This is a genomic window from Acinetobacter sp. AS167 (assembly GCF_037152175.1).
Lineage (GTDB): Bacteria > Pseudomonadota > Gammaproteobacteria > Pseudomonadales > Moraxellaceae > Acinetobacter.
In genome coordinates, this window is sequence record NZ_JBBCMP010000001.1 from 471,169 (window position 1) to 493,774 (window position 22,606).

A 22,606-nucleotide genomic window follows, 5' to 3' on the forward strand; every position below is an offset into this window, starting at 1 on the left:
AAACTTATAAACCTTGCTTGCATTGAGTAAATTTCACAAAAAGTATAATAAGCAAACAACCTATTTGTGTTTCTTACATACAAAATTTGCTAGATCACTCTTACTTGACCCAGGAACTAAATCGAACCATTTGGTTGGACTATTTTTTATAGATTTCACCGAAACATCACTACCGCCTATTTCACGCATTTTCATAGTAGAACAATTAGTCTCTGTCTTGGTGTAGTAGGTATCATATACGCCTACACGCTTGTGAATTGCAGTGATGATATTTCCATTCCGTTTAGATTCAAGCAAATAATATTTACCTTTGTCGCCATCAACACTTCTTGGAATAAGTGTTTCTGCATTAGCAGCATGTACAGATCCCAAAAGAATAAAACTCAAAAAAAATATTTTTTTCATGCAATACCTCATATTTATCTATAATAATTTACTAATAAACAACATATTAAATATACTACAATTAATTTTTTATGAAAGTGTTAATCGCATCAAATAGGATTAAAAAGTATTTATTGTTTAGGAATTCTCTTTCATCTAAATAAGTAGTCTGTGGATCTCGCTAACAAATATAGACTCAGGAAAGAAAGTAATCATGCCAAACTCGTTAGAAATGGTTACACCAGCATGTCGATGGTCAAGCATCTCATTGCCTAGCTGTTGGAAATGGTACAAAATGCACGAAGAAAAATAGTATCTTTCAAATAATTTTGAAAATCTTTTCAATCAAATATAAATACTTTAGTAACAAGGCTTAGTAATGACAACCGATGTAGATTTATCGTTAGCAGAATTTCAACACCTTTGTAGACAACAAATTGAATATTTGGAGACTATCAGTAACTTACAGTCATTTCAGATGGTTAAAATTAAGACTCAGATAAAAAATTTAGAAAATGCTAAGAAGAAAAATTACAAGAATAAGATCTACAATATTATTTTAACGGACGGGAAAGTTGAAGTACGTGCTCAATCTGACCTACATATTATTGAAAATATAAAAGATGATGATTTTGTTGAAGTGGTCTGTTTCTGCCAGCCTACAAAAGACTATAAAAATGAGTCATTAGAGATGGCTGCCAATATTATTTCAATCCGTACCTTGAGCAATGAAGAAATACCTTCTGATATCAATCAGGACACTACTATCTTAAAAAGCTTAGATTTAAAGCCTAATCGCTTTCCTAGAGAAAATAGCAAAATAACTTTAAGTTTAATTTATTCATCCTCTAGCACAGCACAAGTGCATGAAGATTTCCTTGGAGCGTTAGGTGAAATTAAACACGACATTAAAATTGAGGAGCTGAAAACACGTTTTAATGATCTAAATCAATTATTGGCAACCATAGATATGGCTAAAGGTAATGTAATAGCTATTGTTCGTGGTGGTGGTGACACTAACGATTTAATGATTTTTGATGAAGATAAGGTCTTACAAAAAATTGCTGATCTTAAATCTTATCGTATTGCAGGAATTGGACACAGCTCTGATAATAATTTAGTCAATGCTGTCGTAGATTACTCTGCGACAACCCCTACTGATGCTGGAAATCATCTTAAAGAACAATTGATGCAAAATAACCTCGATATGTTGGAAATTTCAAATTTAAGGCAAGATTTTAAATATTTAGAAGCTAATGTTTTAGAGCTTGAAAACAAAAACAATGAATTACAAAATAAAATTGTGAACTCTCAAACGCCAATTAAACAAACAAATTCAAACAATATGCTCATCATTGTAATTATGGTTTTAATTTTAATTGTCATATTCAAATAATCTTTAAATTAATGAATATTTTTAACTTACTCATAATACATTAATCAAATAATAACCGTGTAATATGGATATTTTATAAAAAACCGTTCTAGTGCGCTGAATTCTAGAACGTTTTAATGTAAAATAATTGATTATTTTGTGGAAATATCAAGTTTTTTTGAATAAGATTTACCATTTAAATTTCGATTTTTTAATCTAGAAAATCAAAATAGTTCATACTTTAAGGATAGTTATGTTTTCATCCGCATCATTAAGCCAACTTTCTAAAATGAAAGTTGATATTATGAAATATCAAAGAGATCTACAAGATAAATTTGATAAGAATATATCGTATTTTGATAAATTGATTTCAGAACTAAACACATCAACAATACAAAATAAGAAAAATTTTTTAGATTTCTGTGATAAGAATAATATCAGTGTAAATGAATATTCAGAATTATATAATTGTTTATATGAAATGTTTACTAATATATGTTTATTTAATACTGATGGATTATTGGGGCTTTTTCAAGGTAAGCAAGCTGAATGGGGGACTTTGAAGGTAACTTTATCTAAGGAAGATTTCCCTAAATTTAATAATGATATAGTTCATGAGGAAACTATAATTTACCGTGGTATGTCTGAGATTGAATTTGAAAAAAAAGATTTCACTCAACATTGGACAACAGATTTAGATATAGCACGCAAATTTGCATTTGATACATATTCTGATTCCCCTAGAGGTATTGTTGTTTGTGCTAAAATAGATAAAGATGATGTTATCTATTATGAGTGTAATTCCCATGAAAAAGAAATTATACCAATAGTTAGAAAAATCAAAGACCCTGTAATATTTGAAAAATAAAACTTGTAAAATATTACAAATGAGAGTTATAAGCTCTCATTTTTCTTCATATGCTAATACACCTTAAAAATAATTAAAGGTTTCCTCAAACAACTTCCGCTCTTTAGCGCGACGATAAACTAACCCTTGTATACGCTTTCCATTGTCAAATACCCAACGATCGAATTGGCTCGCTGCTAAAGTCATGCTATTTTGATTAATGAGCGTAAGCATTGTGCTTTTGATAAAAGCAGTTTCACCGATGTTATAGACAAAAGAAGCCAATGCATCAAACTGATTTTGATTAATTTTAACTTTGATGTTTTTATCAAGACATGCATCAACCCATACACAATCATTTTTCAACCAAAGTTCAGCTTCACTTTTCATACATCTATCACCTTTTTTAACTGATTTTCCATTTGGGTATTTAATGGTACCAAATCCTATTGTCCAAACACCTCCAGTATCTAAGTAAGCTGTTGAACGAAACCCTTCAGCATCTCGAATGATTGCATAGCCATTTTCAGAAATGTCTAGTAGTCCAGAGACTAAAGCTGTAGACATTTCAAAGCCAATCAATTGAGCAAATACGTCTAAACCATTTTTAGCAATGATTTGATCTCCAGCTATAACCTGCTCTTGACTTAGCTTCCCACCAGAAATTGCACGTAGCCATGAAAAAGCTTGTGCTATTTGTTCATTTTGATGACTACTCACTAGCTTTGCCCTCCTTTACCATTGCCCCAAATTGCAATAAAAGCAGCTTTAATTTCGCTAATGACTTCTGCAATTGATTTACCTTTTAATAATGCAATTGACTGATATGCAATACCTATCGTTAATAGTCCAAATACTGCAAAAATGAGCATTACAAAACCCTGATACATAATCGATTTGGTTAATAAATTAAAATGCTCAATAAAGGCTGAACCCCCGTATAAGCTAACCGTAACACTTGCTAAAAACTTACCAATTACACCTAAAGAGACTTTAATTTTTCCCTCTTTATCAATGTCACCACTTAATACTAAAGCAAGAATTGCCCCTACAACAGCAGGTACAACTTTGATAATCCATGGAATAGTATTTTCTTGCATTACATTCCCCTAAACACTCTAAAACAATGATTTAATTTATAATTTCTTTAACACTTTCACTAGGCTTACAGGGGGGAAATATAGAATGTTAATAAAATAATAATACAATTTATAATTAATTTTATTGTTTAATACCCTTTAACTTATAATCATTTAGGTTTAAGAGAACATAACTCTTAATACTCTTTTTCCATTAATAAAAGTTAGCTTAAAATCCCTAATTAAAGTTAATAAAAGAATTACTAAAACATTATTTTTTTAATTCTTAAAACTATTAAACAATTTAATAAACATTCCTTAAAACCAATTAGAAAAGTTTTACCTATTGTATTACTAAAATTGTTTTTCATAAGCCAATTAAGATTAAGTTTGTGCAATAATTAATTTTTTATAATTTATCAATATTTTCAATGGCTTAATTGTTGAAAATCAAATTATCCCACATTCAGCTTTGAAATATCTTTAGATTTTGAACTATTACAATAGAATTAAGCTTAAAATATTGACTTATGCCATGATTCAAAAAAACACACAGTATAAAAATTAACCAAACAGAATAATTGAAATTGAATGTTATTTATTTTGATGCTAGATTCATTTTAAATTTAAAGCAGGAAGTGGGTGTTATAATCTAGATAGTTTTTCTTAAATCGTTTTTTAGAGGTCGCACAGTATGATTCTCATATGTGCTAATGAAGTTAAATCAAGAACCCGTCCCCGACCAAAGTTCAGGGTCTTGAGAAGTCAATATAGGAATATTAACGTTGAAAAGTATGGAACAAACAGAACAACAAGTCAAATTGTATGACCCTTTAGATGTGGCAGAAGGGTTCTCTTTGGCATATGGACAAGCTCAAGATTTACTAGTCATGATCAAAGCTGTGAAAACAATTTATGAAAGTGAAATACAATTAATTCGAGATGCTTATAATCTTCCTGATCTTGCCATGCTGAGTCTTGAAAGATTAATAAAGATCATAAAGTTAATGCTATCTGACTTTATTGATTTTAGTAAGTCTCAAGAAGAATTCTATATAAATCAAGTCTAATGAGTATAGGCACTGTTAAGGTGGCTTCTGCAATTAGCGATTAAAAGCAAATCCACCTTGCTCCTCAGCACCTTTCTGCCGTTTTGTCAGGTATACACCACCATCGCCAGTTTCCATTGCTCTACGTTCAGTAGATTTATAACTTTGTATTAAATTCATTCGATTAATTCTCATACTTGGGTTGTTTTCAACAACGTTGGAATTAAATTCCTGAATTTCTGCCCATGCCTTATCCATCCCATCACTATCATCATTCTGCCTAGCAGTGACCCATTTATGCATTAAATCCTTGCGATGGTTTTCAAGTTTAGTTTTGTATTTATAAATTGCTGAACGTCCTTCCATAGATGTTTTAACATCGGATGGAGAAAAACCAATAGCTTGAGAAAATATACCTACCCCGTTTACACCCTGCTGAATCACATCCTTATTTTTAGTTAATACACCCTCATTTGCAAATCGGATTGACTTCATCGCATTCTTTAGTACTACTGGTAACATGGTCTCTATGCCACGACCATAATCACCGTCGTTTATTTCCTGAAAACCTTTGGCAACATTTGTACCAATTCCAACTACAGGTCCAAGTAATGCCGATTGCATTGCCTTTGCCCAATCTGCACCCTCAAGCCCATCCTGAACATCAGGAAAAATTAAGTTATTTAAACCAACTCGACCTGATAAATCCACTGGACTGAATGCACGAGGAACACCACCAAACACTAAATCAGCAAATTTAGGGTTAATATCTGCCAACCAATTTCTAATTACACTTTCCAATTCATAAGGATCATCGTCGTCACCATCCGCAGCCCCAAAGAACGCAACAGCCCAAGCTGCAAAAAATGCAGCAGAACCGAGTTTACTTTTCTTTGCGATTAAAATAGAGGCAGTGAAAAGCATTCCTGTAATTGGCAATCCGATTGCACCAGCAGCCAAGGTCGTCATACCCAAAATACCAGCTAAAGCACGACGAGCCTCTTTTTGATCTTTAGGGTCGAGCGCATAAATTGACTGATGGGCATTACGTACCAGGGTATAAATCATATTTTGAGCATATTGTTTAAATAGTAATACCACTTTTGCAATATTACCCTGCATAAAACGTGCTCGGTTTCCTGCTGAATAATCAAAATGACCTTTATATACAGCATCGATTGCTTGTTCGAAAGCTTCACTGTGTGTTGCCTTTGAACCATTAGTATTAACATGTTGACGTGCTAGGCGATAGGCTGCAATGAAAGTTACTTCACGGTTAAAACGCTCAGCATGATGAAACATGCCACTTGCCAAACGCATAGCAGGTCGGAAATACCACATAACTTTACTGTCTTCACCTTGAGCAATACCTGCTAAATCATGAGCCTGCGTAACATCAATCACACCACGCTTTACAGCTTCTTCATACGCAACTAGTTCATCACCTTTTAACATTGATACAATATCTGGGTTATAGATATCACCAACACTATTTTTAAAGCCCTCTAAGCTTGAAAAGTCTGGCGTTTTATACCCATTTTTTAAACCAATTCCAAAGTCTTGTGATGCTTTTAGCAATTCCTTTCCAGCTTTATCAAAACCCCATTTCGCACCCATGATTGGATAAGCAATCAATGCTGTCTGAGATAAGTTGACCATGGCAGCAGCAGGAGATAATCCCATGTAATACATGAAACCGACACTTGTGAGGAAACTTGATAATGGATTCCCTTTAGGATTCATTAAAAGTGCATGTCTTTTTTCCATTTCACTAATAACACGCTGTGCAGAACGCTGATCGTAACCAATGTCCTTATTAAATTCATCGTCTGCATGCTTCTGCATATTAGTAAGTTGCTGGGCTAACTGATCCCCATAGCGCAGTTTCCCCAAATAATTTGCACCACTAAACATGTGCTGAGCAAATGCACGACGAGCATCTTGACTAAATCCTGCTGTACCCTTACGGTGAATACCATGTTTTGCCCAAGATAAGTCTGGCATAGATGATAGGTAAAGTTGACTTAACGTGTCTTCAAATTCTGCCCGTGATTCTGCACTTAGACCTAAAGTTTCAACTTCATTAAAAAGTTCAGACATAAAGCCACGCCCTACACCATCTCGACTTGCACTATATTCCTTATCTAATTTGACCTTATCAACTTTAAATTTTTGGTATTTTTTCGTTAACTCTGAGCGTACAGACTCGGCTTCACTATAAGTTTCTGCACGGCTGACGCTTTCTACATCACCATTTTTATTACGCATTACAATGATATATTCCCCAAAACGAGCTAATGGGAAATAAACACCTTTAATTTGACCAAAAGATCCCTCAATATTTTTGAGTAAATCTGCCTTTTTCTGACTACTCAAAGCAGACCTTAAAATTCGCTCTCTAATCGCTTCACGAACTTTGGCATAGTGTTTACTGTAGGCATTTCGAGCCTTTTTATACATTTCTTGAGATTCAGGGGATAAATTATTATAAGCATGAAGTAATTGTTGGTATTTAATTTTGTTATCACCCTGTTGGTAGGGTTTAGCAGGGTCAATTTGAGCCAAAGTTGCTTCATGCATTACATTTGCTAAAGTTTCTTCATCCTTTAATTTAGACCATTCACGCACAATGTTATCCGCTTCAGCAGCAATATCATTTTTATCGGCATCCATTTGAGCAGCAAGTTCATTATATTTGTTTAGTTGCGGTAATAATTTGCCATAAACCTCAGTTAAGTGTCGACGACTCAAAAGACCCAATCCAATTTTTAACCAATCGACCCCCTTTTTATTAATCCAATCGCCTGTTTTGGGTAGGATTTTAAAACCATTAGCAATACGATTGGTAATATCATCATAGTTGGAACTGCGACTAAATCTAATATCAGCGCTTTCACTATTGAAAGTACCAGTATTGCCTTCTGCAATTTTTACCTGATTTGGTTCAAGAGCAACAATAAACTCTTGATCTTCAAATTGATGAACTACACCCTGATATTTTCCTGAATCTGTTGCTTCTATAACCTGATCACGCGATATATTTCCCTTGGTTTTAAATGCAGTACGAATATTCACAAATAGAGGTAATACAAAGCCATTCTTACCACGATTGTTGGCATACATATCAGCGGTATCGAAACTATCAGTTAAATAGATTCCATCACCCAGTAACCCATGCCCTTTTCTGAATTCGTTAAATTCTTTATTGGTACCATGATAAACAATCTTTGGTTCTCCATTCTCATCTAAGACTTGTGATGCATTTTTGGGATCATTTTCCCAATCCCCGAACCATTTTTTGAATTCAGGTGTTCGGACTTGTAGCCATTGTTGTTCTGTTAAATTCGTTTTAGCTCCATTAGGAGCAGTCTTCCACTGGCTAGTGCCTTGATACTTCTGACGAACAGTATCTAAAGATGATTGATGCTCGATTTTCTTAACCATTCGTTCAGACAATGCCAAAATATCATCAGGATTCAGATTTAGATTAATTCCAAAATTATCAAAAGCCCAAGCTTTAACATATGACACAATATTCTGAATCAATTTTTTTAATGCATTGCGTTGGACAACATTGCGCTGTTGCATTGTTGATGAAAGTGTCAATAGATATGGTAAATACTCAAGCTGTTGGCGCACTGACCCTTGTTCACGTTCAGCAAGTATTTTTGCTGCAATAGCAACAGGATTTCCTTGCTCAACAAGTTTATCGAACTGACGCATCAATTCATTGTATTGCTCGTGGTTCATCATGTTTTGAAAACCGGCATGCCCACCCAGCTCATGCAAGAATGTTGGAATGGCACTTTCATTTGTCAAGTTGGATGCAACAAGAACAGCTTTCCCGTTATGGTAAAAACCTTCTACTCCATCTACAGAATATTCTTGAATGATTTCAAGCTTACCTTGTCGTTCTAATTCTTTGATGGTGTCTTTACCAAAGCGCTTAATCAATACATCACGTACTTGCTGAATTGTAGATCCGGTATTGTTTTCACTACTACTATAAAGTGGTTTGTGTGAATCATTCCTGGCAGAAATATCTTGGTTATTTATATTATTAGCTTCATCCAGACTAGGTTTTTTTGAGGTCTTGTTTTCTTTCTCAGATGAAATTTGTTTTTCAAATTTTTTATTCGGCTCTATTTTACGTTTATAAAAATCTTGCTCAAATTTCTGTCTTAAATCTTCTTGAGATTTACCACTATCTTGTACAATTTTATCAGCTTTATTAAATGCTTCCTGCAACTGTTGGTCAGTAACACTTTCAATTTTTTTGTTAAATGATTTTATAGCATCAGCTTCTGATCGATGAAACCCACCTACAGTTAATCCATCTTTGGAGATTACTTTATATTTACCTAAACTTTCCTTGTCAGTACCCAATGCTAAAAAGAAATTGTGCCCTTTAGCACTTATAATTTTTAAAACAATATCAGCGGTATCAATCTTTCCTTTATTATCACTATATATAATTTGGTTACCTAATTTCTTTGCTAAATCATATCCACGTTGAGCGCGATTCATGGTGCTAATGTCGTTCAATGTGGAATCTAATTTTTTTTGCTCTTTTATACTTGATACTTTATTCACAATGAGGGGCTTAATAATGCCATTATTATTCTTTAAACTTGGTTCTGCTTGAAATGCATTGTCTTCAACACCAATTTCTATAGGCATTTTACCCACCCACTCACCTGTTGTAGGGTGTTTCATACCAACGATTTCCACTGAACCATCAGCTTTTTGCACAGCATTGTAATTGGGGTTATTTAGAGCATTACTTTTTTTATTATCTTCACGCAAATCTATGGTGAAATCATCGCCCAAAATTTCAATATCAGACATTACACTTTCAGGTGCATCACCATATTGTGTTTTAATCTGTTCAGGATTTAATACTGTATTTTCTGGCTTTTCACTGTTTTCTATTTGTTGAGATTTAAGTTGATTAATCTGATTCCTGATTTTTGCCTTTTGGGGAACAGATTTAGCCGCTGATAACTTTTGCTCAAGTTGATTTATTTGATTTGTGACATCATTGGAGAATGGTCTTGGCTTATTCGCATTTTCGTTCGGTACATTTTCAACATCATTTGTTGGTGTATTTGATGTTGTCGTAAATTGATTTCCTGTTGAATCTGGTACTTCCGAATTTCTGTTTTCAGATCCATCGATGGTCTGTAATCTTTCATTAGAATTTGCAACTAGTTGTAATTCATTATTTTGAAGTTGGTTTATTTCTTTACGAATTTTTGCTTTTTCAGGAACTGTTTTTGCTTCATCAAAACGTTGTTGTAAAGTGGCAAGTTCCTGAGATGTATTACTTTCTAAACTTTGATCTTGAGTATCAGCCATATTTAAAGTTGGTGTACTTGTTGTACTTAAATCAGTACGCTCGATACCATGCCATTGATTGGTTGCTGGATTTTTGACATCTATAATTGATGCAGAACCATCATTATTTAAACGGACATTGTAATTTTGATCTTCAAGTGCTTTTGCAATGGAATCATCTTTGAATAATTGAACTTCGCCATCTTTTTCAAGACGTTTAATTGTATTTTCAAGTGCCGCTTCCTTTGCACCTTGTGCTATTTCGCCCATACCATACTGAATGGCTTGTGCTGTATTGTCAGAAAAATTTGTGCCAGCATTATCTTGTTCCACACTCGAAGTAGTGGAAGCAGCATCATGTAAGGATGCAACTGATTGAGATACACCATTATCTACTGCTAAAGCAGCAGCAGATGACATTGGGCCATTGTCAGGATTTAAACCTAATCGTTCAGATGGTTTTTCAAAAGTATTTATCTGTTCATCCAAATATAAGCCATTTGGTGAAGGAGGCTTATCAGGATCATTAGGTTCACTATTATCCATTGGACCAGTTAAATCTTGATTATTAAAACCTATTAGATTTCCTTTACCTCCCATTTCCTCAGTAGGCTGATTTAAAAATCGCTGATTATTATAAATATCTTCTCTATTCCAATCGTCTTGTTGCACCTGTTGTGATCGTTCATTGAAGTATTGAGTTCGAGCCTGCTGTGTTTGACTATCTTGTTTATCCCATACTTCTTGTTGAGCCCTTTCAGATTGCTTACGAATTTCTTGTTCAATTCTATTTTGATTTTCTTGTATATCGAATTGTATCTGCTCTTGTTTTTTAATTTTTTCTTGATTCCATAGCTCCTTCGTTTTACCAATACTGTTTACTGAACTACCCATTGCTATACCAGCAAGCGTGCCCATAACGGCTGCATCGTCTACTCCCTGATACCACGGCTTATCTAGTGCCAAGTTTTGTATAATCTGCTCTGAAACCGATTGTGGAAGTTCTTCTAAAAATCCTTCAGATACTGCACCTTTAAATGCAGCATAAGGTATATCTTTAATTTTAACTTGCTGAACAGCTTCCCCAATTTGGTCACGAGTTAAACGCCCTGTTTGCATTGCAGTATCTATATCGGCAATCTTAAAAACTTTATTTGCAACCCAGCCACCAAATGCACCTAAAGCACCCCCAATAATACCGGTACCAAACGCTGCAGCTTCTTGACCATTGTTAAGCATTTTATCATCGGAATTCTGGCGAATTTGTTCAGCTTGAGCACCAGCCATTACTGCACCTTCACCGACTGCAGCAGCTGAAATCGGATTAGCAATTTTGGTTGCTTTACCAAGCGCCCCGCCAAGGAACATAGAAGGCAGTGATTCAACTGCAGCATTTGTGATCATTGATGGATTTTGAAGCGCTATTTTTGTTTTATCTACAACTCCTTCCGCATCTTGGAATTGCTTTTGTTGTTGTTTAGCAACATTTGTTTTTTGATCTTGCCAATATTTCTGAGCGTCTCCAAGTTTATAGTAATTCCCAAGATTATCATCAATAGCTTTACCAGCACGACCTTCTGTGTACATGTCAGCTAAACCAACAAGGGTGTCTGGCACAGCAGCAAGACCACCCATCAATGATGCACCTATGTCCTGAGCATGACCTTTAATTCCTTTTTTATCTTCTATTGCTGTGCTTGGATCAAAGGTAAAACCATCTGATTTAGCAACTGAAGCTGTATCAACCGGTTTAGCTGTTGAAGGATCAAAAGAAAATTTAGACTTGTTGTTATCTTGAGTATCAGACATGACACACTCCTAATAATATGTATCAATAATGATTTTTATATTGGAAATGGTCTAACCTTAGAGGGGGCTATAGACTTGCAAAAATATTTAAATTATTTTTACTTTAGATAATTATTAAATTGAGGTGGACATGAGTGTATTACAGAAAACTTTAAAGATTAGTTTTATACTTTTTTCACTTTATAGTACAACGCTTTATGCCAAAAACATTTATAAATGGATAGATGATAAAGGAAATTTTAAATACTCTCGTCAAGTACCACCTGATGGTCAAGAAGTAGGTAGGATTGATGACATAAAAAAGATTGTTGCCTATAGACCCAGACCTAATACGACTATGCCTACAAAGGAAGCAATGGAAAGAGCAAGGGATTTAGAATTAGCTAAACTAAATCAAAATAGTTCTCCAACAGCAAATCCAATTAAGGATACTGAAAGTACTTGCCAGCAAATAGATAATCAGAAAAAATGTAATTAATATGATGTTAAAAAAGCCACTTCAATGTGGCTTCTCAATCATATAAATGTTTATTTTACGGTTTGAAATTGCCCATTACGGTATATAGCTCGATTACCGCTGGCATCTGTATAAACTTGACCTTCTTTGTAATTACCTTCACTTGGTTGATTTTGCCCTTGTGGAGTATCAATAAACTTCTGAGTTTGGGTGTCAAACAATCGCTGTGGTTGATTTATTAAACCAGCTTGGTTGTCATAAACTTGTCCTCCACCAATAGTAATGTATCGATCTTTTCCGCTTTCGACTTTTCCACCAGTGTAACGACTGATCCTTTCTTGAATTGACTTACGATCTTCATCTGTTTTAGCAGTATCGTATTGTTCATATAGTTTTTCTAAACGTGCTGAATTTCTCATACCAAATCCTTTTTCAGCGGAATTTAAATTAAACTCACGGTTAGCCAAATCATTAGTGGCCTGAAACTTTTGTGCATCGAATCCAAGATTTGCATTAAATCTGTTATTCGTTCCCTGCTCTTGCATTGCTGTTCGACCAGTTTGACCGGCCTCACGCATACCTGTTTGAGCTACATTGGCTGCATTGTTTGCATCGGTTACGTAACGTTGCTGTGATCTATTGTCATCACCTTGCTGTAATTCACTTAAAATACGGGTTTGATTTGCTGTTATGCCTCGTGCACCTGCAATAGGAGTAGAAGCCATACGCAGTAATTGCTGACGTTCAGCTTCTTGTTCTTCAGTTCTTTGCAGTGCTGTTGGATTTTGAAAGCCACCATATCCTTGTATACCTAAATTCATTTCTCTTTGCGCAACAGCATTCTGTATTTGTTGTTCATTTGGACCCATTTCACGAGTATCCTTCAAGAAATTAGCAACGCCTTTTGGGTCATTTGCTGGACGAATATTAAATCCTAAACCTTCACCTTCCTGTATTCCGTTCGCACGAGCTTGGGATGCAGCACCCGGATTGGCATAACTAAAACTATTACCTTTTTGCTGAATAGCATACGGATCTTGTTGCTGAGTATTTTGTGTTGCTGCAGGCACAGTATTTGTTGCTGTTACAGGTTTTGTTTCATTTGCAAATGGATTAGGGACTGAATTATTGCCATTATTCTTTTTAGCATTCCAGTCATCATAGCGCTTCTGTTGAGCATCATTTGCATTTTCAGCATTGATGCGTTGTTTATCAGCGAAATTACGACCTAAAATGCCAAAACTAGCCGCATTACCTACATCCGACATTACTCCCGCGGTACGCAGCCCCAAATCTGCAATCAATCCACGCTCTGCGTTTGGATCTAAACCCATACGTTCAGCATACTGTTCTGTAGGAGTATTATATCCAGTGACCGCACCACCAATCATAGAACCAACACCATGTAAAACACCTACCCCTTTTGCAACATTACCCAATCCACTTAAAGCACGAGCTCCAAAACCTCCACCTTGTGATGGTACAGAACTAACTGGATTCACAGGCGATGTACTTGATGGTGCTGGAAGTTGACGATTAATTGGTGTGACATCACGAATTTGTGGCCCACCAATTCTATTTTGCTGTGCCTTTCGAATATCATCTGCACTTGGATATGGACTTGTAACTAAACCGCCATTTGCAAAAAATAATTCAGGTTTATTTTGACCTGGTTTAAAACCCAATTGTGGTTGATCAACAGTCGTATGTGTTGAATCTTTCATCTGTTCCAATGCTTGCACACCAACCTGATGAACTTGTTCAGGTGGGATTTGGAATTCACCGTTACTGAGATTAACTGATTGGGGGCTGCCCAAATTTTTTAGATTTTGGGGACCTATTTTTTCTGTCGAATCAGCAGGCATAATAAAACTGCCCTCAGGTACATTTTTTTTAATGCTGTCAGATGTGCCTGTACCTTTCCCTTTAATAAGTTCAGATTGGCTATCCTTTTTTGGGCGCTGCATACCATACATGACACATATTCCAATATAAATATCATGTATGTTTATCCATAATTAGCTATGAATGTTAGACTTACAGCCTTGAAATATTACTTGAAATAATTATTAAATAATGATTAATATCATTCTTTTGATTCAACTTAGTAGCGAATATCATGATCCATGTTGCTTTTGATACAAGTGGAATAGGCCAAAATAGATCGATTAATAATATTAATTACAAAGCTTTAAAAAGATTAGTAAGTGAAAATCTTATTACAATCCACATTCCACATGTTGTTAAAAGGGAAATTGAGACTCAGCAAGCCGCTTTCTATTTAGAGCATTTTCAAAAAATTATTAAAAATTTTAAAGATTTTCGTCAAATTCCCAAAAACAAAGAATTAAATGAATTTTTTTTACAGATTGAAAATTCTTTAAATATTATTACAGAAAATGTTCATAGTGACGCTAAAAGATTTTCTGAACAATGGATTAAAGAAATAAATGGTGAAATTTATGGAATTGATTCAAATGAGGCTGTACTTGCTTTAGAGGCTTATTTTCAAGGAAGTGCACCTTTAACCAGTGTTAAAAATCGATTGGATATACCTGATAGTTTTATATGCAGAAGTTTTGAAAAGATACAAACAGTAATCAATGATTTATTAATAATAGTTGTTAGCGATAAAAAAATTAAAAATACTTTTAAAAACAATGATAATTTCAATATGTATGATGACATCCATCAATTTGTAAATAGTGATTTAATTCAACCTCTTTTAAAAAACCTAGATTACTTACAATCAATAAGCACAGATTTAATAAAATTTATTCGTCAGTTTGAACAATCAGATCAATCAATAACTTCACTTTTAAAACACACAATAGGCGAATCTATTGTATATAAAAGCGTTTATGGTGTTCCTAATTCAAATGAACATAATGGTGAAGCAACAATCACCTCATATTATGATGGTAATAATATCAACATTAATTTCGATGATCCCACTCATTATGGTGATGATCTAATTGGATTTCCTTTTGACTTAGAAATTGAAGTTTCTATTGAATACTTCATTAGCAAGTCAGAATATTGGGCTGTTGCTGCTGATGATAATTTTGATGATAGCCATTTATCTATAGGCGATTGGAATGATCATACATATGAAGTTGAAGAAATTGTATTAATAAAAGTTCAAGGAATAGTATCAATAAAAATCAAAAAATCTGAATTCTTAAATGATGAAATTAAGTCTATGTCACGTTTAGAAATTGATGATTATTTAAAAGATATTTATCAACAATCTGATGTTAAAATAGAATCTATTGAGAACATAGAATTAGTTTAATTTCTTATAAGTTAATGCATTCATAAGAATGCATTAATAACTGTAATTATGACTCGTGCTAGTGCTTGAACTCTCTGAAACACTACCACCTATTGACGCACTAGCACTAATACCAGCTGAAACATGCATAGCTGACATAGCACCAGCCGCCAATTGAGAAGAGAACTGTCCAACAGCTTTAGCAGCTTCTAATGCAAGCTGGGCTTGTTGGATAGCATTCTGCATATTTGCCTCATACTCTTTTAACTGCATTTCTGAGAATGCAATATTGGTACGCACATTCATATCCGCATAACGTGCTTTAGTTTCCGCATTAGCAATCTGAGTGCGTAAAACCATATCTGCATAACGTGAGTGTGTTTCAGCATAAGCGATATTCGATCTACTTTGCATATCAGCGTAACGTGCTTGCATTTCCGCATTCGATATAGATACACGTGACTGAGATTCAATGTAGCGATTGTATACATCAGCATTTGCTATTATGGTTCTTAAACTGAGATCAGCATACCGAGAATGAGCATCTGATACCGCAATCGCAACACGTGTACGCATATCTGCAAATCTTGCCAATGATTCACTATTTGCGATGCCAACGTGCATACGCATTTCAGCATACTTTGCTTGGGCATCTGCAAAGGAAATTTTAGTCCGAGTAAGTGAATCAATTACACTGGCTTGAGTTGTTACCCTCGATGTTTCTATGGATGCTTCTGCTTTAAATAATTCAACCTGGGAATTAAAGGCAGAAGTATTACTCTGAACTACACCCATTTTTGCATCAATTTCTGCTTTATAAGCTTCGACATTGGCTTGATATTCTGCGATTTTGACTCGTGCAGCTTCAAGATTCAATTCAATTTGCTTAGATTTAACATTCGCCTTAGCAGATACACCATCTACAGTTGCAGCATACATACGCGCTAACGATTCATACATAGATGCTTTAGCTGATTCTGCTTTAACTTGAGAATCATAGGCTTCTACTTTTAATTTTTCGGCATTGACCTGTTCAGAATACGCCTGAACTTCTGATTTATATGCATCAAATTTTGTAGCAATTAAGCCTGCACGTGCTGTTGCACCTTGAACGAGTGATTTATAAATTTCTGCATTGGACATCACCGCATCAATTTTCGCTTTGAATATCTCAACCTTCTGTTGGTTGATTTGACTCACAACAGATTGAGCATCGAGCATAGCTTTATATGCGGTAATACGCGAAATCGCAGCTTCAATTTTTGTTTTATAAACAGTAACTAAACTTTCAAAAGCTGTGTTTTGAGCATTGAATATACTGATCTGTGAATTTAATAAACTGATTTTGCCATCAATCTGAACCTTAACCATTTCCAATGTATTTGATACAAAAGCCAACCACATATCTTGCTTCATTTTTTCAAGGGCCATGCCTTGTTCAGTCAAGAAGCGAATATGCTCAAGTTGTTTATCAAACGACTGAATTAAAATATCTCGATTTAAATCAGATAGTCTAAGTTTTGCTTGATCGCGTATAGTTGAAATCTGCTTTTGTACGGCTCCCTGTGGCATGGAAAAACCACGGCTCGCCCATTGATCAGTCACCTCTTGAATGGCCCGCTCAGTTTCAACGCTATCTCGTTCACGCGCACGATTAAATAAAGCTTCTTCAACCGCTTTAGGTAATCCAAGGCCAGCATTACTACCATTTAACCAAGATCGAATTTCCAATACTAAAGGTTGAACTGCATTGTCTGGATTATGGGCATAATAATCTTGACCGATTATTGTATTGGCATTGGCAATCAGACTATCAATTTCAGGAATGACGATATCTAATCTTGGTGGCTCACCTTCAAATACTGGTATTTCATTGTATTCAAAATTAGGCAATACAATATTTTCAATAGCATCCATTTCGGGAAGGACTATTGTTGGTGCATCTGGCATTTCAACATCATCAGATATGTCAGGTCGGCTAGGTGCTTCAATGATTGCCAAACTTGGCATTTCTGGAATGTTAAGAATTGGAGTAACAGGTGTTTCAGGTAAATCTAAATCACTTAAATCTAAATCTTTTAATAAATCAGTTAAATTAATTTTGTCGGGTACAGTACCACCATCAAAACTTTGAACATTGTAAATAGGCGCTGTAGGTAAATTAATCGCAATATCTAAATCGGGAATAAGAGATGGATCTAGAAAGTTAGGTGTAGATAAATCTTCACTAAAGACAGGTGTATCAGGAATACTAATATCTAAACCTGTAAACACAGGGCTAACCATGTCATTCGGTTTTTGTATATTTAAATCAATAACTGGCGCAGAAGGCTTATCAATATTCAGTTCTGGAATTGTTAGTCCAGCAAGTGGCTCAAATCCTGATTCATCTGGTTTTGCTAAATTTGAAGGTGGTTTAACATTCGGTACCGTAATTCCTGTTATGTTGCCCAATGCTTTAGAAACATCACTTGCATAACCATTTACTTTGCTTTCAAAATAATCAAGTTTTGAAGTGACTTCTTGTGTCACAATATCAATTTGAGGGACTGTAACTGTCATCTTAAACTCTCCGTTTTGTAGCTGCTATATCAATATTTAAGTCATTGATATACCCATGGTCGCCTGAGATTTTAAACTCAAAGGCAAAATGACGACCGCGCAAACCTCGTCCAAATAAGACACGACCATTTGTTAAATGATTAGATTCTTCTTGGGGTAATTTATAAAAGTAGATTTGTTCATTACCCGATTGAGTTGTACTTACACCAACCTCTATTTGCTTTGATATTCCTGAAAGTTCATATTCAAGATATGCGCCAATGGGATGGACTAATTTTTCTTGGCCTAAATCTAACTTTCCAGTGTTAATTTTTCCTTGTACATATTTATTTGAATCAATACTGAACACTCCAGAATCATTAACACCGTAAAGTTTATTATCAATTACACAAAGCTCAGTAAAGTTGTAATCTTCATAACGACTCATCGCCCAATTATCAACATTCGCAGTCCATGCACCGCCATGACCTTGGCCTTTAAATATTTCATCTTCAATAAAAGCACTGTCGAAAATCCATTGTTTCGCAAATAGATGATCAATATAGCTATCACTAATTATTGAATGGCTTTCTAAATATGATTTCGTTGGTTTAGGTGATGTAAATTCATCTTGAATTGTAAGCTTGTCATGAATCTGTTCTTTTACAATTAAGCGTCCAGAATAGATTTCACCAAAAGAAAGTAAATCTTCAAATTTATCAATAACTTTTTTAACAACAGTAGTACTGAGTTTAAGTTTATCTTCAATTAAATCTTGATGAATTTTTCTACCAGTCCACTCATCTTGAATGCTTAACCAATCATTTGATTTTGAATATAGTTTTTCTTGAAAACTACTTGTGATAGATAACTCATCATCAATTACTGATTTGGCGAATAATCGACCATTAATCAAATCAGTTAATGTATTCTTTTCAAATACATAGTGAGAAGATAGTTTACGAGTGTTGTACTGATCAATAGTTAACAAATAATCTGTAATTAATGATTTATTTTTATCTAAAATTTCATCCGTTATAAGTAAATTATCTTCTAGAAACTCTCTACGGATTAATCGATCTTTGATAGAAAATGATAGATTTAATGTTTCATTAATCTCAGAAAAAGCAATTTTTTTATCAACAATGAAATCTTGAATTAATAAATTATCAAAAAATGCAGCAAAATAATGATCTTGAATAAAATCACTAATTACTAACTCATCAGAATGAAAAACTCGAATAACATGTTTTAAATCACTGGTAATATAAGAAATATCTTCAACATTACCTTTAGTGATCATCCAAGTTTGATCACTAATATAGGCAATATCCAAATAATCATCACGATATCTACTCATTGATTACCCCTATAAAGTGATGTGCTGATTGATGATCAGCAAGTTTGGTATAACCAAATCGATACCGCTGACCATGTTCGTTCTTTAAAGAGATATTCGCATAAGAGATGTTGCCAAATACAACCTTACAGCCATCTTCATAAAAGACATTGTTATAACTGTCAGGTGAAATGGTATAAAACCAATCATTATGTTCTTTCTTGTTCAATAAACTCGGATTGTCGAAAATTGAGCAATGAATTTGACTTTCAGTTTTACCTTCTTTTTCTTCTAACTCTTTATATTCCTCAACTGTAGGGGGCGTACCACCATATCGTATTAGCGTAATACCTCCATCTGGTGGATTGACCAAGTTGGTTACATCTGCAGGTAAGCCATGGATCCATTGTCCTTCATCAGCAAAGTATGAATAAACAGTTGGCGGCCATTTAACATGTTCTTCTGCCCAAACAGGAACACTATCTACAGGAAATGGACGACCAGTTTTTTTGATACCATTATCAAAGTTGTGCCATGACCAATCGTAAGTCCACATTGTGTAAATATTTGGATCAACCACCTCATGCATGGCTAAAGACTCTTCAAAAACTTCACCAGCAAAGCCATTTCGCTTTGCATAAATAGCCATATTTCGATTGAAATAAGGTATTAAGAATGCGTTCTGTAGAAACTCTCCATTTGAAGTGTGCTTATTGGTTTTATGGGTATAGTATCTAAAACGGCTCAAATACCCATCTGTCCAAAAGTAAAAGTGATAAATTGCCAACGGTTGCCCATATCCTTTATCTCGGCCTTCAATTTTTGTAATTATTGTCAGTGGTGCAATTTCTTTACGATCATCGAAATCAGAAGAATAAAATTCACCATATAAACCTGAATACCCAATTGTTTCTTTTTGCTCCCAGCTGCCTGCTGTCATTCCCTCCTCAAAATTCCCTTCTATATCCCTGTAAAATTTACTTTCATCATTAAAATTTTTAATGACTTTGAGTGTGTCATCTACATAGTAGGCAAATACAATCGTATCTAATTTTGGGAAAGTTATAAGATCAGGATCATTAGGTAGAAAATTTAGTGAAATACAGCCTTGAAATAGCATAGCTTCAGGTATTTTGATTCTTATACCATTGCAAAGTATTCCATGATTCATTAAAGATACTCGCCCGGTATGATGACCAAGCGGCTCAAGGACTAAATTATCCCAATAATCTATTTCACCTTGATTGGGGATGACGTGAACTCGATCTAGAATTTGTGAAATATCTATTCGTCTTAATTTATATTTGATCGCAATAAATTTCGGCTCTGTTGGTTCATCTCTCATTAAATCAAATAGTTTTGATAGATAATTTGATACTTGGTTATTTTGAAAATCTTCCAATTGATTAGTATTTTTTTCTGAAAGCCAACCTTGTTGTTTTACAACCCCCATATTTAAACTCAGTTGGAATGTATACCCTTCACAATATCCGCTATCTGCATAGTCATAGCATGTATTGATTGCTTCACTTCCATCAGTATTACAAGACCAGCCACAAACAGTGGAATATGCTGAATGTCGGTAAAATGCAGAAGCATCCCCGATTTTTGTGATTACCCCTGCACGTTCCCATCGGTAAAAATCGTCACCTTGAGGGAAAGTTTCACCGCTTGGTATTCCTTTAAAGCGATCTAAAATTTTAATAATTTCAGAATCATCAACTTCATCAATATATTCTCGGAAAGCCTCAGTTCGCGTTGCTGGAATGATCGGTAAAGGCATTGCCCATACACCACTAGGGCTGATTTGAATCAGCCAAGGGTATCCTTCTTGATCGAAACTAATTAAGTTGGTGTTATGAAATCTTGGGTCATAGAGTATCCGTCCATCTTCATCAGGCATTCCTGAATAACCTGGTAATCGAACACCTTTTAATTCTTTCTCTATCTTAATTCTATATTTTTCAGGAATTTTTAATTCAGCTTGTTCAACAAGTTCATCCGGTAATTCTTTTAATTTTTGCCGACCAAAGCCACCAACAATTTGAACAACTTCACTCATTGCACCGCTATACCAAGTTGGTCTTAAAGCGTGATATTGCGTATACAGCAATTGTTCTTCTGGAAATGACTGAGCAAATTCGGGTACAAACATCACTTTAAATAATTCAGTGTACTTACACCTTAACCTTTGAAGTATTTGATTTTTACCAATTGTCAGATCACTATAGTTACCAATACGACGGCATGTCATATCAGTTAAAATCATTTCAAGTCCCTCACCATTGCGAAGTATGGATTTGGTAATTGCCCCTGAGAAAAGCATGGGAATTTTAGATGTGGCCAGCCCATCGAATTTTGGTAAGGTTTCTAACTTGTCTTTAAATGCAATCGCACGAAAGACGCCACCCATATCCTGTATGACAACATATCCACCATCGGGTAATGTGCGTGTATAACGAATCGATTCAAGATTTGAAACTTCTTTAATATTGGCGACTTTCTTGGTGTAGGCATCAATAAAAAGGCGATCTTCATTTGTTAGATCGCCTCCATACACAGCCAACCCATAAGGACGTGGCTCTAACATTATGAACTCTGTATAGTAATTCGATAACCAATTTCGTAAACATCACCGTTCTGGAATGTACGTGTGACTGGGTATTTCGATGCTGAAATTAAGGCCCCAGTAGTCCCACCTTTAACATTATTGGTTAGGATCGCAGCACCAGTAACATTGAGTTGTGATGATGTCGCAATAGTCACAGAAGCAACTGTCTCAAAATTATCAATTGCATTTGTCAAAGTGTCTTTTGGTTTCCATTCTGGACGTGTCGCACTTGTATAACCTTCGGTCATACTAACAATTTCAGATGCTACAGATGCAAAATTTGCAGCTGTCCAATTCGCAGCAGGTGCAGCATTACCTGAAAATAGTGCAATGTAATAACCTGCAGGTTTAGCTTTAGCGCCCATTGCTACATTTAGCATATGTGCAATGCCCTCAATTGGGTTGAGGTTTGGAATGCGTTGCCACTCGCCACCATTCACGCGGTCATAATACTCACCAATTGAGAGTAAATCGCTATTCACATTTTCCATGATTGAACTCGTT

14 protein-coding genes are annotated in these 22,606 nt (G+C 34.9%); 5 read left to right on the top strand and 9 right to left on the bottom strand.

The window, feature by feature from the left end; all coding sequences use genetic code 11:
- Nucleotides 1–60 precede the first annotated feature (60 nt).
- Nucleotides 61–405 carry a hypothetical protein gene (locus WFN33_RS02275; RefSeq protein ID WP_336951146.1) on the bottom strand — a complete coding sequence of 115 codons (345 nt, stop codon included), beginning with the start codon at nt 403–405 and terminating at the stop codon, nt 61–63.
- A gap of 358 nt (nt 406–763) precedes the next feature.
- On the opposite strand from WFN33_RS02275, the gene WFN33_RS02280 reads away from it, so the two are divergent.
- Both WFN33_RS02280 and WFN33_RS02285 read left to right on the top strand, forming a co-directional pair.
- Nucleotides 764–1,780, top strand: a complete 1,017-nt coding sequence (locus tag WFN33_RS02280; protein ID WP_336951148.1) for an exodeoxyribonuclease VII large subunit — start codon at nt 764–766, stop codon at nt 1,778–1,780.
- Between the two features lie 232 nt (nt 1,781–2,012).
- The gene (locus tag WFN33_RS02285; protein WP_336951150.1) at nt 2,013–2,627 is read left to right on the top strand and encodes a hypothetical protein; all 615 of its coding nucleotides are present in this window, start codon (nt 2,013–2,015) and stop codon (nt 2,625–2,627) included.
- A gap of 63 nt (nt 2,628–2,690) precedes the next feature.
- Here WFN33_RS02285 and WFN33_RS02290 read toward each other — a convergent pair whose 3' ends face one another.
- Both WFN33_RS02290 and WFN33_RS02295 read right to left on the bottom strand, forming a co-directional pair.
- Nucleotides 2,691–3,326, bottom strand: coding sequence for a lysozyme (locus tag WFN33_RS02290; protein ID WP_336951152.1), 636 nt, complete (start codon nt 3,324–3,326; stop codon nt 2,691–2,693).
- Nucleotides 3,326–3,706, bottom strand: coding sequence for a hypothetical protein (locus WFN33_RS02295; RefSeq protein WP_336951154.1), 381 nt, complete (start codon nt 3,704–3,706; stop codon nt 3,326–3,328). Before WFN33_RS02295 ends, WFN33_RS02290 begins: the two co-directional genes overlap by 1 nt.
- Nucleotides 3,707–4,479: 773 nt before the next feature.
- On the opposite strand from WFN33_RS02295, the gene WFN33_RS02300 reads away from it, so the two are divergent.
- Nucleotides 4,480–4,755: a hypothetical protein gene (locus WFN33_RS02300; protein WP_336951156.1), complete on the top strand. Its 276-nt coding sequence runs from the start codon at nt 4,480–4,482 to the stop codon at nt 4,753–4,755.
- Between the two features lie 33 nt (nt 4,756–4,788).
- On the opposite strand, the gene WFN33_RS02305 is transcribed toward WFN33_RS02300, so the two are convergent.
- On the bottom strand, nt 4,789–11,880 hold the full coding sequence (locus WFN33_RS02305; protein WP_336951158.1) for a PLxRFG domain-containing protein: 7,092 nt from the start codon (nt 11,878–11,880) through the stop codon (nt 4,789–4,791).
- Nucleotides 11,881–12,010: 130 nt separating this feature from the next.
- Here WFN33_RS02305 and WFN33_RS02310 point away from each other — a divergent pair, with 130 nt between their 5' ends.
- Nucleotides 12,011–12,358: a DUF4124 domain-containing protein gene (locus WFN33_RS02310; protein WP_336951160.1), complete on the top strand. Its 348-nt coding sequence runs from the start codon at nt 12,011–12,013 to the stop codon at nt 12,356–12,358.
- Between the two features lie 50 nt (nt 12,359–12,408).
- Here the strand turns inward: WFN33_RS02310 and WFN33_RS02315 are convergent, their stop codons facing one another.
- Nucleotides 12,409–14,313, bottom strand: a complete 1,905-nt coding sequence (locus tag WFN33_RS02315; RefSeq protein WP_336951162.1) for a hypothetical protein — start codon at nt 14,311–14,313, stop codon at nt 12,409–12,411.
- A 143-nt stretch (nt 14,314–14,456) separates the two neighbouring features.
- Between WFN33_RS02315 and WFN33_RS02320 the strand changes: the two genes are divergently transcribed.
- Nucleotides 14,457–15,632 carry a PIN domain-containing protein gene (locus WFN33_RS02320; protein WP_336951164.1) on the top strand — a complete coding sequence of 392 codons (1,176 nt, stop codon included), beginning with the start codon at nt 14,457–14,459 and terminating at the stop codon, nt 15,630–15,632.
- A 33-nt stretch (nt 15,633–15,665) separates the two neighbouring features.
- On the opposite strand, the gene WFN33_RS02325 is transcribed toward WFN33_RS02320, so the two are convergent.
- From WFN33_RS02325 to WFN33_RS02340, 4 genes are read right to left on the bottom strand one after another with little or no spacing between them, the layout of a single operon-like run.
- Nucleotides 15,666–18,173, bottom strand: coding sequence for a hypothetical protein (locus WFN33_RS02325; RefSeq protein ID WP_336951166.1), 2,508 nt, complete (start codon nt 18,171–18,173; stop codon nt 15,666–15,668).
- Nucleotide 18,174: 1 nt separating this feature from the next.
- Nucleotides 18,175–19,512 (bottom strand): hypothetical protein, encoded by a 1,338-nt coding sequence (locus WFN33_RS02330; RefSeq protein ID WP_336951168.1) that lies wholly within the window; start codon nt 19,510–19,512, stop codon nt 18,175–18,177.
- Nucleotides 19,505–22,081 carry a hypothetical protein gene (locus WFN33_RS02335; protein WP_336951170.1) on the bottom strand — a complete coding sequence of 859 codons (2,577 nt, stop codon included), beginning with the start codon at nt 22,079–22,081 and terminating at the stop codon, nt 19,505–19,507. Before WFN33_RS02335 ends, WFN33_RS02330 begins: the two co-directional genes overlap by 8 nt.
- On the bottom strand, nt 22,081–22,593 hold the full coding sequence (locus WFN33_RS02340; RefSeq protein WP_336951172.1) for a hypothetical protein: 513 nt from the start codon (nt 22,591–22,593) through the stop codon (nt 22,081–22,083). The genes WFN33_RS02335 and WFN33_RS02340 overlap by 1 nt, the downstream gene beginning before the upstream one ends.
- Between the last annotated feature and the right edge of the window lie 13 nt (nt 22,594–22,606).

Bases quoted from the DNA above. Each gene is read 5' to 3' on its own strand.
- WFN33_RS02275 (WP_336951146.1), bottom strand. From the start codon at position 405: ATGAAAAAAATATTTTTTTTGAGTTTTATTCTTTTGGGATCTGTACAT.
- WFN33_RS02280 (WP_336951148.1), top strand. From the start codon at position 764: ATGACAACCGATGTAGATTTATCGTTAGCAGAATTTCAACACCTTTGT.
- WFN33_RS02285 (WP_336951150.1), top strand. From the start codon at position 2,013: ATGTTTTCATCCGCATCATTAAGCCAACTTTCTAAAATGAAAGTTGAT.
- WFN33_RS02295 (WP_336951154.1), bottom strand. From the start codon at position 3,706: ATGCAAGAAAATACTATTCCATGGATTATCAAAGTTGTACCTGCTGTT.
- WFN33_RS02300 (WP_336951156.1), top strand. From the start codon at position 4,480: ATGGAACAAACAGAACAACAAGTCAAATTGTATGACCCTTTAGATGTG.
- WFN33_RS02305 (WP_336951158.1), bottom strand. From the start codon at position 11,880: ATGTCTGATACTCAAGATAACAACAAGTCTAAATTTTCTTTTGATCCT.
- WFN33_RS02310 (WP_336951160.1), top strand. From the start codon at position 12,011: ATGAGTGTATTACAGAAAACTTTAAAGATTAGTTTTATACTTTTTTCA.
- WFN33_RS02315 (WP_336951162.1), bottom strand. From the start codon at position 14,313: ATGTATGGTATGCAGCGCCCAAAAAAGGATAGCCAATCTGAACTTATT.
- WFN33_RS02320 (WP_336951164.1), top strand. From the start codon at position 14,457: ATGATCCATGTTGCTTTTGATACAAGTGGAATAGGCCAAAATAGATCG.
- WFN33_RS02325 (WP_336951166.1), bottom strand. From the start codon at position 18,173: ATGACAGTTACAGTCCCTCAAATTGATATTGTGACACAAGAAGTCACT.
- WFN33_RS02330 (WP_336951168.1), bottom strand. From the start codon at position 19,512: ATGAGTAGATATCGTGATGATTATTTGGATATTGCCTATATTAGTGAT.
- WFN33_RS02335 (WP_336951170.1), bottom strand. From the start codon at position 22,081: ATGTTAGAGCCACGTCCTTATGGGTTGGCTGTGTATGGAGGCGATCTA.
- WFN33_RS02340 (WP_336951172.1), bottom strand. From the start codon at position 22,593: ATGGAAAATGTGAATAGCGATTTACTCTCAATTGGTGAGTATTATGAC.